Below are 15,318 nucleotides of genomic sequence, written 5' to 3'. Positions count from 1 at the left end.
AGTAGGGTCGGATGTGTTCTCGATCACTGCCATCCACCACTGGCTGGAGCGAGCCATGACATTGACCTCTGGGGAACCCTCTTACGATCTCGTGATCATCGGCGCGGGCCCGACCGGCCTGTTCGCCGCGTACTACGCGGGATTTCGCGGCCTTTCCATGGCCGTCGTGGACTCCCTGCCGGAACCGGGGGGACAGGTCACCGCCATGTACCCCGAAAAGATGATCTACGACGTCGGCGGGTTCGCCGCCGTGCGGGGACGCGACCTCGTCCAGGGGCTCGTCGACCAGGCCGCGCCGTGGAAACCGGACTACCTGCTCGGGCGCAAGGCAGAAAAGCTCGAAGACGCCGACGGCGGCGGGCTGGTCCTGACCCTCGACGGCGGCGCCACCCTGCGCGCGGGCGCGGTGCTGGTCACCGCGGGCATCGGCGAGTTCACCCCGCGCCCGCTGCCCGCCGGGGACGGCTGGCTCGGCCGCGGCATGGTCCACTTCGTGCCGGAACTGGCCGTCCACGCCGGGAAGCACGTCGTGGTCGTTGGCGGTGGCGACTCGGCGTTCGACTGGGTGCTCGCCCTGCACCCGATCGCGGCGAGCGTGACCCTGGTGCACCGCCGCGCGAAGTTCCGGGCCGCCGAGTCGATCGTGCGTCAGGCGCGGGAGCTGGGCGTGCGGATCATCACCGACGCGGAGGTCGCCCGGTTCGTCGAATCGCCGGACGGGGCACTCACCGCGGTCGACGTCCTGGTCAAGGGAGCCGACGACGAGCGGCTGCCCGCCGACACGGTGGTCGCCGCGCTCGGCTTCACCGCCGACCTCGGCCCGATCGAGAGCTGGGGCCTGGAAATCGACCACCGCGCGATCAGCGTCGACAGCACCATGGCCACCGCGCGCGAGCGTGTCTACGCGGCGGGCGACGTCGCGGCGTACCCGGGGAAGGTGAAGCTCATCGCCACCGGCTTCGGCGAGGCCGCGACCGCGGTCAACAACATCGCCGTCGCGCTCGACCCGGACGCGCACCTGTTCCCCGGCCACTCCAGCAACGCCGAATAACCGCGCCGGGAGAGCAAGGGACCTTTGCTAGCGTCCGTCAGCACGCTAACCATTAGCGCGCTAAGCAACGGGAGTAAAGGTCCCTTGCTCCTCCCTGGCGTGAGTAAAGGTCCCTTGCTCCCGCGCGGGCGTCGTCACGAGCGGCAGAGCAGCGCGTCGGGGGTTTTGCTTGAGCCGACGCGCCCGGTGTAGGCGACGCCGGCGACGTACTCGTTCGACGCGCATTGTCCCTTGTACGCGCCGGAAGCGAACTCGCCGCCGGGAGCGCCCGAAGGCCGGTTGTCGCCGCGGTCGAACCACACGGTCCGGCCGTGGCGGCCCAGCCCGGTGGCCTTGCCGCACAGTGCGGCGGAGAACGCGTTCCCGGTGAGGCTGTACCCGGCGAGGAACTGGCCGGGCGGGCACTGCACCTTCGTGTACCCGACTGCCCAGTCCGTGTCCACATAGGACTCGTCGCGGACCACGGTGTAGCCGGAAGGTGCCGGCCAGGAGCCCGTGCACAGGCCCCGGCCGCCGGTGTGGCCGAGGCCGATCACCCGCTGGCCGTCCGGGCAGGTTCCCTTGCGGGCGCCCGGATTCCAGTCGGGCAGCGCACGCACGGCCCGCGACTCCGCGAAATCACCGTGGTCGAGGTTCAGCATCGACCACCGATCGGCCACCGGCACGGGGCCCGTCTTTCCCGGCGCGCCGATCAGCCGTTTCCACGCGGCCGCGCGCCAGTCGTCGCCGTCGTCGATCCCCATCCGCCCGCCGTTCGCGTCCCACGCGAGCAGCGCCCAGCCGTCGCCCGAACGGTTGGTGTGGAAGCCGACCACCGGCCAGTAGGCGAAGTCCGTGTCCGTCTGGACGAGGTAGTCGACGAACGTCTCGAACCAGGCGCGGGACTTCGGGTCCGTGTTGTTCCGGCCACCCACCCCGAACTCGCTGATCCAGAGCGGCGCGGTGAAGTGCCGGCCGGTCTCCGCCGAGACGTAGAAGGCCTGCCGGTACAGGACGTCCTTCAGTTCCTGGGGGCTGAGGTCCTGGTACCGCGGGTCGTGCGTTTCGCCGGTTCCGGTGGCGCCGGAGTGGTTCGGGCCCGTGTAGCCGTAGAAATGCGCCGAATAGACGAGTTTCCCGGAGTCGACGAGCGTGGGGGAGAGGGTGCGGGCCGGTTCCAGCGTCGGCCTGCCGTGCGGGAGGCCGTCCACCGGGATGCCCGTCCAGTTGATGCCCTCCACGATGATCAGCAGGTCCGGATTGGCCTCGGTGAGGATCCGGTCACCGGCCTGCTGGCTCGCACGCTGCCAGTCGGTGCCGTTGCCCCAGCCCCAGTTCGGGTCGTCCAGCACGTTCCGGCGGACCTCGTTGTAGAGGTCCGCGCCGACGACGCGCTTGTTCGTGGCGTACCGGCGGGCCATGAACAGCCAGTCGTCCTGCCACTGCCGTTCGCTCTGGGCGGTGTTCCAGCGTTCGTTGCCGTCCAGACCGCAGCACCAGCGGGACGTCGTCGTGTGGTTGTTGAGGATCACCGCGAAGCCGCGCGCGGTCAGCCGTTCGACGACCTTGTCGTACACCTGGAGCGGGGTTTTGCCGCGCAGGCCCGGGTTGGCGCGCAGGTCCGGCACGGGCGCGGCGTCGTGGATCATCTGGTTGGAGAACTGAAGACGGACCGTGTTCAGTCCGAGTTCGGCGAACCCGTCGATGATCGTTTCCAGCGGTGCCCGGTCCAGGCCGAGCGGGGTCTGGAACGCCATCTCGCCGGCGTGGTGGTTGGCCGGGTCGGTCCCGTCGCCGGAGCCGTTCCACGTCCCGCTCGCGCCGTGCCAGTTGCCCGCCTTCAGCTTGAAGCGGGCCCCGGTCGCGTCGACGATGTACCGGCCCCGGGTGCTCAGTGGCCCGGTCCACCCGGTCGCGGCGGCGGCCCGCGACGTGGTGGGGACGGCGACGATTCCCAGGAGCAACGCCAAACCGAGGAAAACGCGAATGGCCCTCATGTCTGGACGGTAACAGTCGGTCAGGCCCCGGCGCCAGAGGGTGAAGCGGGCTTGCCGGGAGGCGGCGGCTTGGGCGTGGTCTTCTCGGCGATCCACGGCGCGTACGCGACCGCCGAGGTGTAGATCGACGGCCCCGTCGCGCAGGTCGCGTCGCCGTTTCCGGGACGGCTGGTCAGGCCGAGCAGCAGCCACCGCTCGCCGTCCTTCGCGATCTCCGGGCCACCCGAATCGCCGTAGCAGGAACCGGCCTTGCCCCCGGGATTCTCGGTGCACAGCTCCGTCTTGGCGTCGAACGGGGCGACGCAGCCCTTCGCGTCGACCACGTGCGTGTCCAGTTGCTGGAGCACGGCAGGCGGCTTCCCGCAGTCCAGTGTCGGACAGGTCTGCCCCCAGCCGAGCAGGCGCGTCGCCGTGCCGGGGGCGGTGACCGTGCCGAGCGGGATCGGTGCCGTCTTGACCGGGTTCACCAGCCGCACCAGTGCGATGTCGCCGCCGGGGACCTCCGGCTTGTCCGGGTTGAACGCCGGATTGACCACGAACTCGGCGGGCTGCGCCGGCTCACCGCCCTGGCCGCTGTCGTTGCTGCCGACCCGCGCGGTCACCACCTCGGGCTTCTTGCCGTCCACGCAGTGCGCGGCGGTCACCAGCCAGGTCGGCGCGATGAGCGCGCCCGCGCAGAACAGCTTCCCGCCGGCGGTGTGCAGCGACACCGTGAACGGGTAGGGCTGGTCGGCGTCCTTGCCGCCGACGATGTCGTTGGCCGCCGACGCGGTGCCGGTGACCAGTGCCAACGCGCCCGCGAGCGCCAGCAGCAGCACGAGCGGGCGCGGTGGCTTCGCGCTCGTGGCGGGGGTACGTGCCTCGAGCTCGGTCACCGGGTCTCCTTACGGCAGCGGGGGTACGACGTCGCCGTCGGGCGTGTCGCCGAGGTGACCGTCGAAGTCCACCGAGGCGTACGCCCGCAGCTTGTTCAGCCGGTGGTAGCCATCGATCATTCTGACCGTTCCGGACTTGGACCGCATGACGATCGACTGCGTCGTCGCGCCACCGGCGCGGTAGTGCACCCCGCGCAGCAGGTCGCCGTCGGTGACCCCGGTCGCGCAGAAGAACACGTTGTCGCCGCGCACCAGGTCGTCGGTGGTCAGCACCCGGTCGAGGTCGTGCCCCGCGCCGATCGCCTTCTCCCGCTCGGCGTCGTCCTTCGGCCACAGCCGCCCCTGCAGCTCGCCGCCGAGGCACTTCATCGCGGACGCCGCGATGATGCCCTCGGGCGTGCCGCCGATCCCGATCAACATGTCGACACCGGTGGACGGCCGCGCCGCCGCGATCGCGCCCGCGACGTCGCCGTCGGAGATGAACCGGATCCGGGCGCCCGCCTCGCGGACCTCCTTGATGATCTGCTCGTGCCGCGGCCGGTCGAGGATGCACACGGTCACGTCGCTCTTGCTGCTGTTCTTCGCCTTCGCGACCCGGCGGATGTTCTCCGCGATCGGGGCGGCCAGGTCGATCGTGCCCGCGGCCTCGGGGCCGACGGCGAGCTTCTCCATGTAGAACACGGCGGAGGGGTCGAACATCGCGCCGCGCTCGGCGACGGCCAGCACCGCCAGCGCGTTCGGCATGCCCTTGGCCATCAGCGTCGTGCCGTCGATCGGGTCGACCGCGACGTCACAGGCGGGACCGTCGCCGTTGCCGACCTCTTCGCCGTTGTAGAGCATCGGCGCTTCGTCCTTCTCGCCCTCGCCGATCACGACGACGCCGCGCATCGAGACGGTCGAGACGAGCTGGCGCATGGCGTCGACCGCGGCGCCGTCGCCGCCGATCTTGTCGCCCTTGCCCACCCAGCGTCCGGCCGCCATCGCGGCGGCTTCGGTGACGCGGACCAGCTCCATCGCGAGGTTACGGTCGGGCGCTTCGCGACGGCGCGGGGCGCTGGCGGACTCGCTGACGGTGGACATGCGGGCCTCCCGGGTTCTGAGCAGGGCGGGTGCCCAGTCTCTCAGATCGCCGCGCCGCCGCGGTTGCCCACAGGCATGGCGAACGTCACTGGGAGTCGTCGGCGGCGTCCTCGACCGAGGCCAGCGCGGCCTCGATCCGCTCGCGCGCGCCCTCGAGATGGCGTTCGCAGAGCTTCGCCAGTTCCTCGCCCTTTTCCCACAGTGCCAGGGACTGCTCCAGGGACAGACCGCCGGCCTCGAGCTCGCGCACGACCTCGACCAGCCGGTCGCGGGCCTGTTCGTAGCCGAGTTCGGCGGTTTCGCTGCCAGATTCGCTCACGCTCGAAGATCTCCCACCTTGCCGCGCGGTGCGGTGTGCGCGCACACTACCGCGCTGGCCATCGCGTGGTCGTACCCCACGAAGGCGAGCGCGAACTCCTGGCCGTCGCCGTCCGCGATCGCCTCCTCGATCTGCTGCTGCGCGCCCGCGACCCGGCGCCGGTGCCCGGCACCCTCGGCGAACCACCACCGCGCGCCGACCTGGGTCGACGTCGCCTCGGACAGCCTGCGCAGCTGGGGCCCGAGCTCGCGGCGCGCGGCCGCGCCGCAGCCGGCCAGCAACGCGGCCCAGCACGCGCTGGCCGCATGGTCGGTCGTGATCGCCTGGCGCAGCAGCGGCACCGCGTCGAGCCGGGCCGCGGCGTCCACGGTCAGCGGGAGGAACGCCGGTGACCGGTGGTTCACGACCGTTCTCCTTCCGCGGGTGGCGTGCTGTCGGCGACGGCACCCACCGCTCCGTCGGCGACGCGGACGCGGAGGCGGGCACCGTCCTCGATGTCGGAGACGGACCGCAGGACCTGGAGGTTGCCTTCCTCGTCGGTGAACTGCACGACGGCGTAACCGCGGGCCAGCGTCGCGGCCGGGCCGAGCGCGGTGAGCCGGGCCCGCGCGCCCGCCAGCTCCGCCTGGTCCTTCGCGAGCAGGCCGAGCACGGCGCGGCGCGCGCGTTCGCGGTGGACCTCGACGTCGTCGGAGCGGCGCTGGATCGGGCCGAGCGGGTCGGCCAGCGAGGGACGGCTGCGCACCTGGTTCAGCAGCCGCGTCTGGGTGTCTACCCAGCCGTGCAGCGCGCGGCGGCCCCGGTCCCGCATCTGCCGCACCCGCTCGGTCTCCTCGCGCACGTCCGGCACGATCCGCTTGCTCGCGTCGGTCGGCGTCGAGCACCGCAGATCCGCGACGTGGTCGAGCAGCGGGGTGTCCGGCTCGTGCCCGATCGCGCTGACCACCGGCGTCCCGGCCGCGGAGACCGCGCGGCACAGCGCTTCGTCGGAGAACGGGAGGAGGTCCTCGACACTGCCGCCGCCCCGCGCGATCACGATCACGTCGATCGCCGGGTCCCTGTCCAAAGTGGAGAGTGCGCGGATGATCTGCGGGACGGCCTGCGGGCCCTGCACCGCGGTGTTGAGCACCTTGAACAGCACGTGCGGCCAGCGCGCCTGCGCGTTGACCAGCACGTCGCGCTCGGCCGCGGACGCCCGCCCCGTGATGAGCCCGATTCCTTGCGGCAGAAAGGGAATCCGGCGCTTGCGGGCCGGGGAGAACAGTCCTTCGGCGGCCAGCAGCTTACGCAGCCGCTCGATGCGGGCGAGCAGTTCGCCGATGCCCACCGCGCGGATCTCGTTGGCCCGCAGGCTCAACGTGCCGCGGCCGAGGAAGAACGACGGTTTCGCGTGCAGCACCACGCTCGCGCCCTCGCGCAGCGGCGGATCGATCGAGCGCAGCAGGCCGATCGGGCAGGTCACCGACATCGAAACGTCCGCGGACGGGTCGCGCAGGGTCAGGAACGCCGTCGACGTGCCGGGGCGCGCCGAAATCTGCGTCACCTGGCCTTCGACCCACACCGCGCCGAGGCGGTGGATCCAGTCGCCGATCTTGCGGGCCACCGTGCGGACCGGCCAGGGGTGTTCCGCACTCGTCGAGGGTGCCGCCGACGCGGCGGAGGATTCCGTGCTCACCGGCCTTCCGTGCCGTTCCCTTCCCCGTCGCTCCCCGCCGGGCCGCCGTCGCCGTTTTCGTCCTTGCGCGCGTTGCCGATGCGGCGCGCGAGCATCCCGACGAACGAGGGCCGGTCGGCGTTCGCCCGTTCGTAGGCGAGCAGCTCTTCGAGCTGCGTGACCGACAGCCTGCGCAGCCGGGCCCGCAACTGGGGCAGCGTCAGCTGGTCGTAGTTCGCCAGCCCGGCCGGGCCGTCGCCGGTCGCGTCGCCGGTGCTGTCGAACTCGCCGTCGAGGTGGTCCGCGGCGAGCGCGCGTTCCTCCTCGGCCCACGGATCGCCGAGTTCCGCTTCGAGGTCGGCCGATGACACCGCGTGACCATTGACCTCGGCGCGCGGCTCCGGGACGTCCGCGACCGGGGTGAGCGTCGGCCGGGCGGGCGGGAGGTCCGGTTCGATGTCCTCGTCGAAGGTCGCCCAGCTGGGCGTGTCCTCGACGGGGCGGAGGCCGGCCAGCGCGTCGTCACCCTTGATGGCCAGCTCGGTGACGTGCTGCTGGACGCGCATGGAGAACTGGAGTACCTGGCTGACCACGGTGACCGGGAGCCCGGTGAGCTGCTTCGGGAGTTCGCGAACCCGCTCGGCGGTGGTGACGGCGAGGCCCGCGGCGACCCGGAGGGGGAGCGGGAGAGGCTTCATGCGTCTAGCCTGCCGCATCTACGCCATCCTGCCCAACCGAACGGGTGGGTCCGGTACGTCATGTAACGGCGGACACAGTGCGACGGACGTGGCACGGACGAGGGACGAGGCTCACTCGAACGGGACTTCGAAGGGGCCACCGGACAGCCCGTACCCTGAGGGCATGAGTTCTGCGAGTCCCGGAATCGAGCAGGCGGACACCCCGACGATCAGCGACTCCGGCGCGACCGGCAAGCGAGTGCTGCTCGCCAAGCCCCGTGGTTATTGCGCCGGCGTCGACCGCGCGGTCATCGCCGTCGAGAAGGCACTCGAGGTGTACGGCGCGCCGGTGTACGTGCGCAAGGAGATCGTGCACAACAAGCACGTCGTGGAGACGCTGCGGGAGCGCGGCGCGATCTTCGTCGACGAGACCACCGAGGTGCCCGAGGGCGCGCTCGTGGTGTTCTCCGCGCACGGCGTGTCGCCCGCGGTGCACGCGGAGGCCGCGGAGCGGAACCTGCGCACCATCGACGCCACGTGCCCCTTGGTGACCAAGGTGCACAAGGAGGTCAACCGGTTCGCGAAGGACGATTACGACATCCTGCTCATCGGTCACGAAGGGCACGAAGAGGTCGAGGGCACCGCCGGTGAGGCGCCGGAGAAGGTCCAGCTCGTCGACACCGCCGAGGACGTCGACAAGGTGGAGATCCGCGATCCGTCCAAGGTCGTGTGGCTGTCGCAGACGACGCTGAGCGTCGACGAGACGATGGAGCGGGTCGACCAGCTCCGCGAGCGGTTCCCCGGCCTGGCCGACCCGCCGAGCGACGACATCTGTTACGCCACCACGAACCGTCAGGTCGCGGTCAAGGCGATGGCCGCCGAATGTGATCTCGTGCTGGTGGTCGGTTCGACGAACTCCTCGAACTCCAAGCGGCTCGTCGAGGTCGCGCTCAAGGCCGGTGCCCGCGACGCGCACCTGGTCGACTTCGCCCGCGAGGTCGACGAAAGCTGGCTCGAAGGCGTCACGACCGTCGGCGTCACCAGTGGCGCGTCGGTGCCCGACATCCTGGTGATGGACCTGCTGGCCTGGCTCGCCGAACGTGGCTGGGCCGACGTCGACGAGGTCACCACCGCCAACGAGAAGATCGCCTTCGCGCTTCCGCCCGAGCTGCGCAAGGCGCTGTAGCGGGTTCCGGAAACAGTTCAGCCGCAAGGCCTCCACGAGACCTTGCGGCTGAATGCGTTTTCTCGGCGGTTCCCGGCGACGGGCTCAGCGCTCGTCGTCCCACGGCCGCGGCCGCCGGGGCTGCGGACGCCCCGGTGCGCGGCGTGGCGGCGGGGCGTCCCCGCCGCGAGGGTCTTCGCGCGGCATGCGGCGACGTGGCGCCTCGCCGCCGCGCGGCTGGGCAGGCCGACGCGGCGGTTCGCCGTCGAGGGGACGTGGCGCGCGCGGTTGCCGCGGGCCTCCCGGTGGCGGCGTGCGCGCCGCCCGCGTGCCCGGATCGCGGTCGAGGGGTTCCCGGCCACCTCGCGGAACACGGCCACCGCCCTCGGCGGGCGGACGGGGACGTCGCGGCGGCTCGCCCTCCCGCGCGGCACCCCGGCGGGCGCCCGGCGGCAGCGGCGTCTGCCCGGTCCGGGACCCCGGCGGGCGGGGGCGTCCGGCCGCCGCGGCGCGGGTGGGCGGACGTTCCTCGTCGTCGTCGCGGCGACGTTCCGGCTTCGCCGCGTCCTTCACCTTGACCGGCGCGTTCGGATCCCGTTCGCGGTAGATCCGGAAGAAGCCGAGTGCCAGGGTCAGCACGGTGGCGATCGCCATCACCGGGAAGTTGTTGATCAGTGGCTGGCCGATGTTGAAGATCCGCGAGAACATGTCACCGCCGCTCTCCGCCCCGGAGGTGAGCAGGATGACGACGGGCACCGACACGGCCAGTACCAGCGGTGGCTGCACCATCGGGCCGAACAGCGCCCGGCGCTGCACCGCGACGACGGCTGCCACGGCCCCCACGACGTAGCAGATCTGGAACAGGATGCCCAGGTCACCGGTGGCTTTCTTGGCGACGAAGGCGCCCACCAGCGCAAGGCCGAGGCACACCAGCACGGCCCCCCACCAGGGCAGGCCGCGTCTCGCGCTCACGAGCGGCCGCTCGTCCCACGGTACGGGTCCGTCGTCGGCATCTGGATCGCTCTGGCGATCGCGTATCGCGGTCACAAGGCAACACCGTATCCGGTAGTTGTAAAGATCTTGCTACCTGTCCGCGCACATAACGGACTCACCACCCGGCTGCGTGACGACGCGTACGTACCGGAGGGCCTGCTGGTCTGGTGCCGGGGTGTCAGCTCGCGGCCAGTTCGTCCCCCTTCCTGACCTGCGGAACCTCGGCCGGACTGCCCGAGGCGTCGGTGAGGGGCGCGACCGTGGCGCGGAAGTTCTCCAGCGCTTCCAGCTCCCGGCGACGGGCGGAGATGAAGCGCTGGAGATGTGTGCCCGAAAGGTTAAGCGCCTCCACGGCGTTGCCCGCCGCGCGGTGCGCCGCCGCGGCCCCCGCCCTGACCTGCTCGACGTCCTCCACCAGCGCGCGGTCGCTTCCGGCGAACAACGCGGCCGAGGCCAGCACGCCGAACCCGGTCGGCCCGCACAGGAAGACCCGGCGGTCGATGAGCCAGCGCAGCAGCTCGGGATCGGTGTCGAGCGCCGCGACCACCGCCGCGTCCGACGGGACGAACATGATCGTCCCGTAGATGGCGTCGGCCCAGCGCTGGTAGCCCTTCCCGGCCAGCTCGGCGGCCCGTGACCGCAGCTGCCGCACGTGCACGCGCAGCGCGTCCAGCCGCTCCTCGGGATCGTCGGTCTCCACCGCCTCGGCCCAGCACGCCATGCTCGCCTTGGCGTCCACCGGCACCGCGCGGCCGCCGCCGACCCGCAGCACCATGTCCGGTTTGGCGGCGCCGCCGCCCGCCAGGTCGGTCTGCAGGGTGAAGTGCAGTTCCTCGCGCAGCCCGAGGGCCCGCGCGGTTTCCACCAGTACCTGTTCGCCCAGCTCGCCCCGGCCGCTGATCGAGGCGAACGCGACCTCGTAGCGCCGGAGCGCGAGCTGTTGCTGATCGGTGCGCGCACGCTCGGCCGCGACCAGCTTCGCCGCCGCGTCCGCCCGCCGCATGCCGTCGTTGTACAGCCGCCACAGCAGGGCGACCGCGACGAGCAGCAGCAGCGCGAGTACCACGGCCGCGGTGGTGATCACCGTGCTCACCGATCCTCCTTCTCTTCTCATCCGGGCGTCCGGCCCGGCACACGCCGGGCACGCGGGGGCCATCATGGCGGAGACCACCGACAAAAAGCGGAACCGGCTGGTCGCGGTGCGTAGCCGCGTCGCGGGGCCGCCGCCGTCCCAGTGTGTCTGTTCCGGCCCGGCAGCGGGGGTTCCGCCACGCGTCACGCGGCCTCGCGCGGGAAGTCGTTCGGACATTCGGCCGCCCACCAGTGGACCCGGTGGAGGTAGCTCACACGTTCGAGTGGTGCAGGCGGCGAGCCTCCCCCTTCTTGTCGGGGGCAGGTCCTACCTTGGGCCGCGTGAGACTCCTCCACACCTCCGACTGGCACATCGGCCGCACCTTCCACGGGGCCGATCTGCTCACCGAGCAGCAAACCGTGCTCGGACACCTCGCCGACCTCGTGGTCGCCGAGGCGGTCGACGTCGTGCTCGTGGCGGGGGACATCTACGACCGCGCGGTGCCCTCGGCGGAGGCGGTCCGGGTGGCCACCGCGGCCATCGGCCGGATCCGCGCGGCGGGCGCGCAACTGGTGATCACGCCGGGCAACCACGATTCGGCGCCGAGGCTGGGCGCGTTCGCCGAGTTCGCCGCCGCGGGCGGGCTGCACCTGCGTGCCACCGTGGCCGGCATCGCCGAGCCGGTGCTGCTGTCCGACGAACACGGCCCGGTCGCCTGCTACGGCATTCCTTACCTGGAGCCGGAACCGGCCCGGCACGCGCTGGGCGTGCCGGAGGCGCGCGGGCACACCGGAGTGCTCACCGAGGCGATGCGGCGGGTCCGCGCCGATCTGGCCGGTCGTGCGGGCACGCGGTCGGTGGTGCTCGCGCACGCGTTCGTCACCGGCGGCGCGCCGAGCGAGTCGGAGCGGCCGATCGCGGTCGGCGGGGTCGAGCAGGTGCCGGGCCCGGTGTTCGACGGTGTCGACTACGTGGCGCTGGGCCATCTCCACGGCCCGCAGACGCTGGCCGAGCACCTCCGTTACTCGGGAAGCCCGCTGGCGTACTCGTTTTCCGAGGCGCGGCAACGCAAATCCGTGTGGCTGGTCGATCTCGACGAGCACGGTCTCGCCGAGGTCCGCAGGCACGAGCTGCCGGTGCCCCGGCCGCTGGGCACGCTGACCGGGGAACTGGAGGAACTGCTTTCGGCCCCGGAACACGACGAATGGACCGAGCACTTCCTGTCGGTGACGGTGACCGATCGCGTGCGCCCGGTCGACGCCATGCGCAAGCTGCGTGAGCGGTTCCCGTACGCGGTGCACATGGACTGGGAGCCCGAGGGCGGGCACGCGGGCAAGGCGCTGAAGTACGCGGAAAACGTCCGCGGCCGTTCCGACGTCGAGATCACGCGCAGCTTCCTGGAGGACTGCCGGGGCGCGGGCCCGGGCGAGCGGGAGGAGCGGCTGGTGTTCGCCGCGCTGGAGGCGGCCGAGCGTGGGGTGATCGCGAAATGAGGCTGCACCGGCTGGAGGTCGCCGCGTTCGGCCCGTACGCGGGGCGCGAGGAGGTCGACTTCGACGTTCTGGGCGCCGACGGGCTGTTCCTGCTGCACGGGGAGACCGGCGCGGGCAAGACCACCCTGCTGGACGCGATCGCGTTCGCGTTGTTCGGCACCGTTCCCGGTGCCCGCGGCGAGGTCAAACGGCTGCGGTGCGATCTCGCCCAGCCGGACCAACCGACGGAGGTCGTGCTCGAACTGACCGTGCAGGGCCAGCGGCTGCGCATCGCGCGCAGTCCCGAGTACCAGCGCCCCAAGCGCCGGGGCGGGGGCACCACGACTCAGCAGGCGAAGGTGTCGCTGACCTGGATCGGCGAGCCGCCACACGGTCTGCCCCCGGAAGGGCTGATCCGGATCGAGGAGGTCGCGCGGACCGTCGAACGGCTGCTCGGCATGACGTCGCACCAGTTCTTCCAGGTCGTCCTGCTTCCCCAGGGCGAGTTCGCCCGGTTCCTGCGCTCGGACACCACCGAGCGCGAGAAGCTGCTGGAGCGGCTGTTCGGCACCGAACGGTTCTCCGACGTCGAGCGCTGGTTCGCGGATCTGCGTGCCGAACGCGGCCGGGCACTGCAGGAACGCCAGCAGTCGGTGCGCGAACTCGTGGCCAGGTACGCGCAGGCCGCGCAGCAGGAGCCACCCGAGGACGGGCACGCCGCGTGGGTCGACGACGTGCTGCGCGAGGCCACCGAGCGGGCCCGGCGGCACACGGCCGAGGAGGAGGCGGCGCGGGCGGTCGCGGAGCGCGCGGCGGCGGCGCTCAAGGAACGCGAGGCGGACGCGGACCGCGTCCGCCAGGTCCGGCGGGCGCACACCCGACTGGCCGAGATCGCCGCGCAGGCCGGGCAGCGCGCGGAGTGGACCGAGGAGATCACGGCCGCGCGGCGCGCGTTCGGGGTGCTGCCCGAGGCCGAGGCGCTGGACCGGCGCACGGCGGAGCTGAAGGACGCGGAGGCGACGGCCGAGGCTCGGCGTGGTGAGCTCGCGAAGCTGGGCTTCGACACCGCCGGGCAGGGCCACACCGACCTGCGGGCCAGGGTGGGCACGGTGCGCGAGGAGGCCGGGGCGCTGGCCGAGCTGGTCGCCGAGGCGGAGCAGCAGCGCGCGGACCTCGCCCGTCGTGCGGAGCGGCAGCGGGTCGCGGAACGAGCGGCGGCCGAGGCCGCGGAGCTGACCCGCGGACAGGCCGAGATCCCGGCGAAACTGGCCGAGCTGCGGGAGGCCGAGAAGGCCGCGGCCGCCGCCGAGGCCACTGTGGACAGTGCGAGGGCGAGAGTCGAGGACCTCGCGGCGGTGGCCAGGGACGTCGCGGAACTGCCCGCGGCGGAACAGAAGGTCGGCCGGGGTGAGGCGAAGCTGCGCGAGGTGGTCGACGCGCATCAGACGGCGCGGCAGCATCGGCTCGACCTGCGCGAGCGGCGGCTGGAAGGAATGGCGGCCGAGCTGGCGGCGGGACTGGCCGAGGGGGCGGCGTGCCCGGTGTGCGGGTCCCCGGACCATCCGGCACCCGCGAACCAGGAGGTGGCGCTGGTCGATCCGGCGGAGGAACGCGCCGCCGAGGAGGCCGAACAGCAGGCGGAGGCGTTCCGTCAGCGGGTGCTGTCCGCGCTGCACGAAGCCAAGGCGCGGCTGGACGAACTGCGGAAACGGCTGGGCGAGCGGACCGCCGAGTCGGTGGCCGCGGAACTCGCCGCGGCGCGCGACGAGGTCGCCACACTGACCGAGCGGGCGCGCGGCCGGGCCCGGCTCACCGAGCGGATCGGCGTGCTCGAACGGGACGCCGAGCAGCGGGCCGAACGGCTACGGCTGGCCGAGCAGGCCGGGGCCACCGCGACCGCCGAGGTCGGCGCGCTCGACGAGCGGATCGCCGAGCGCGAGCGCCGCCTGGTGGCCGGCCGGGGGGAGTTCCCCGACGTCACCGCCCGGCGGCGGCATCTGCTCGCGCTCGCCGGCGCGCTCGACGCGGTGGCCGAGGCCGAGGTGGCGGTCGAGGGGGCGGCCAAACGGCTGGCCGAGCAGCGCATGATGGTCGAAGTCGCCTTGCAGGCCAAGGGATTCGCCACACTCGGCGAGGCACGTACCGCGTATCGCTCCGAAGAGCAGATCAAGAAACTGGAACACGGTCTCGCCGAGGCCGAAGCGGCCGCCGCCGGGGCACAGGAGCTGCTCGCCCAGCCGGAGCTGGCCGGGATCTCGCCCGACGACGTGGTCGACGTCGCGCCGGTGGCCGAGGCCGCGCGGGAGGCCCGCGTCCTGGCGGAGTCGGCGTTCGCGGCGATGCGGGCCGCGGCCGGGCAGCGGGACGAGCTGGCCCGCCTCGCCGGGCGGATGAAGGCCGCGCTGGCCGGGCTGGCACCGGTCGAGGAGGAGTACGCGGAGCTGAAGGCGCTGGCCGAGGTGGTCAACGGCCGGGGGCAGAACAGCCGGAAGATGTCGCTGCGTTCCTACGTCCTCGCGGCCAAGCTGGAGGAGGTCGCGATCGCGGCGACCGCCCGGCTGCGGACGATGAGCCAGGGGCGGTACTCCTTCGTGCACTCCGACGCGGCCGGGGCGCGCGGTACCCGGGGCGGCCTCGGACTCGACGTGCTCGACGACTACTCGGGTTCGGTCCGCCCGGCGAAGACGTTGTCGGGCGGGGAATCCTTCCTCGCCTCGCTGGCGCTCGCCCTCGGCCTGGCCGACGTCGTGGCCGCCGAGACCGGGGGAGCGTTGCTCGACACGTTGTTCGTCGACGAGGGGTTCGGAACGCTCGACGCCGAAACCCTCGACATCGTGATGAACATCCTGGACGAGCTCCGCGCGGGCGGCCGGGTGGTCGGTCTCGTCTCCCACGTCGAGGAGCTGCGCCAGCGGATCCCGACCCGGCTCCGGGTCCGCAAGGCACGGGCGGGTTCGACGCTGGAGGTGGTCGCCTGCTGACGA

Annotated in this window: 13 protein-coding genes; 4 read left to right on the top strand and 9 right to left on the bottom strand. The window is 72.3% G+C overall.

Translation table 11 applies throughout. The features are described 5' to 3' along the window. Positions 1-55: 55 nt before the first annotated feature. Positions 56-1,051 carry an NAD(P)/FAD-dependent oxidoreductase gene (locus ABD987_RS30095; RefSeq protein WP_345401387.1) on the top strand — a complete coding sequence of 332 codons (996 nt, stop codon included), beginning with the start codon at positions 56-58 and terminating at the stop codon, positions 1,049-1,051. Positions 1,052-1,185: 134 nt separating this feature from the next. Here the strand turns inward: ABD987_RS30095 and ABD987_RS30090 are convergent, their stop codons facing one another. The 7 genes from ABD987_RS30090 to ABD987_RS30060 form a co-directional block, all read right to left on the bottom strand. Then, positions 1,186-3,027: a glycoside hydrolase family 5 protein gene (locus ABD987_RS30090; RefSeq protein ID WP_345401384.1), complete on the bottom strand. Its 1,842-nt coding sequence runs from the start codon at positions 3,025-3,027 to the stop codon at positions 1,186-1,188. A gap of 20 nt (positions 3,028-3,047) precedes the next feature. Continuing rightward, entirely contained in the window at positions 3,048-3,845 is a 798-nt protein-coding gene (locus tag ABD987_RS30085) for a S1 family peptidase (protein WP_345401697.1), read from the bottom strand. A 66-nt stretch (positions 3,846-3,911) separates the two neighbouring features. Continuing rightward, positions 3,912-4,982, bottom strand: coding sequence for a class II fructose-bisphosphatase (gene glpX / locus ABD987_RS30080; RefSeq protein ID WP_345401381.1), 1,071 nt, complete (start codon positions 4,980-4,982; stop codon positions 3,912-3,914). Between the two features lie 85 nt (positions 4,983-5,067). Further along, complete coding sequence (locus ABD987_RS30075) at positions 5,068-5,301, bottom strand: exodeoxyribonuclease VII small subunit (RefSeq protein WP_345401378.1); 234 nt, start codon at positions 5,299-5,301, stop codon at positions 5,068-5,070. After that, on the bottom strand, positions 5,298-5,705 hold the full coding sequence (locus ABD987_RS30070) for a hypothetical protein (protein ID WP_345401375.1): 408 nt from the start codon (positions 5,703-5,705) through the stop codon (positions 5,298-5,300). Before ABD987_RS30070 ends, ABD987_RS30075 begins: the two co-directional genes overlap by 4 nt. Further along, positions 5,702-6,976, bottom strand: a complete 1,275-nt coding sequence (gene xseA, locus ABD987_RS30065) for an exodeoxyribonuclease VII large subunit (RefSeq protein WP_345401372.1) — start codon at positions 6,974-6,976, stop codon at positions 5,702-5,704. Before xseA ends, ABD987_RS30070 begins: the two co-directional genes overlap by 4 nt. Next, complete coding sequence (locus tag ABD987_RS30060) at positions 6,973-7,653, bottom strand: lipid droplet-associated protein (protein ID WP_345401369.1); 681 nt, start codon at positions 7,651-7,653, stop codon at positions 6,973-6,975. Before ABD987_RS30060 ends, xseA begins: the two co-directional genes overlap by 4 nt. 163 nt (positions 7,654-7,816) lie before the next feature. Between ABD987_RS30060 and ABD987_RS30055 the strand changes: the two genes are divergently transcribed. Beyond that, positions 7,817-8,818: a 4-hydroxy-3-methylbut-2-enyl diphosphate reductase gene (locus ABD987_RS30055; protein ID WP_345401366.1), complete on the top strand. Its 1,002-nt coding sequence runs from the start codon at positions 7,817-7,819 to the stop codon at positions 8,816-8,818. An 84-nt stretch (positions 8,819-8,902) separates the two neighbouring features. Here ABD987_RS30055 and ABD987_RS30050 read toward each other — a convergent pair whose 3' ends face one another. After that, complete coding sequence (locus ABD987_RS30050; protein ID WP_345401363.1) at positions 8,903-9,769, bottom strand: DUF6542 domain-containing protein; 867 nt, start codon at positions 9,767-9,769, stop codon at positions 8,903-8,905. A 199-nt stretch (positions 9,770-9,968) separates the two neighbouring features. Next, positions 9,969-10,883 carry a DNA recombination protein RmuC gene (gene rmuC, locus ABD987_RS30045; protein WP_345401360.1) on the bottom strand — a complete coding sequence of 305 codons (915 nt, stop codon included), beginning with the start codon at positions 10,881-10,883 and terminating at the stop codon, positions 9,969-9,971. A gap of 320 nt (positions 10,884-11,203) precedes the next feature. Here rmuC and ABD987_RS30040 point away from each other — a divergent pair, with 320 nt between their 5' ends. Then, the gene (locus ABD987_RS30040) at positions 11,204-12,355 is read left to right on the top strand and encodes an exonuclease SbcCD subunit D (protein WP_345401357.1); all 1,152 of its coding nucleotides are present in this window, start codon (positions 11,204-11,206) and stop codon (positions 12,353-12,355) included. Continuing rightward, positions 12,352-15,315 (top strand): AAA family ATPase, encoded by a 2,964-nt coding sequence (locus ABD987_RS30035; RefSeq protein WP_345401354.1) that lies wholly within the window; start codon positions 12,352-12,354, stop codon positions 15,313-15,315. Before ABD987_RS30040 ends, ABD987_RS30035 begins: the two co-directional genes overlap by 4 nt. Positions 15,316-15,318: the final 3 nt, after the last annotated feature.

Source organism: Amycolatopsis samaneae (assembly GCF_039541975.1).
GTDB classification, from domain to species: Bacteria; Actinomycetota; Actinomycetes; order Mycobacteriales; family Pseudonocardiaceae; genus Amycolatopsis; species Amycolatopsis samaneae.
Note: the sequence above shows the minus strand (reverse complement) of the source record. Positions and strands in the feature narration are given on the sequence as shown.

What these genes read in the sequence shown, in the direction of transcription:
- ABD987_RS30095 (WP_345401387.1), top strand. Translation starts at nt 56, where the DNA reads ATGACATTGACCTCTGGGGAACCCTCTTACGATCTCGTGATCATCGGC.
- ABD987_RS30090 (WP_345401384.1), bottom strand. Translation starts at nt 3,027, where the DNA reads ATGAGGGCCATTCGCGTTTTCCTCGGTTTGGCGTTGCTCCTGGGAATC.
- glpX (WP_345401381.1), bottom strand. Translation starts at nt 4,982, where the DNA reads ATGTCCACCGTCAGCGAGTCCGCCAGCGCCCCGCGCCGTCGCGAAGCG.
- ABD987_RS30060 (WP_345401369.1), bottom strand. Translation starts at nt 7,653, where the DNA reads ATGAAGCCTCTCCCGCTCCCCCTCCGGGTCGCCGCGGGCCTCGCCGTC.
- ABD987_RS30055 (WP_345401366.1), top strand. Translation starts at nt 7,817, where the DNA reads ATGAGTTCTGCGAGTCCCGGAATCGAGCAGGCGGACACCCCGACGATC.
- ABD987_RS30035 (WP_345401354.1), top strand. Translation starts at nt 12,352, where the DNA reads ATGAGGCTGCACCGGCTGGAGGTCGCCGCGTTCGGCCCGTACGCGGGG.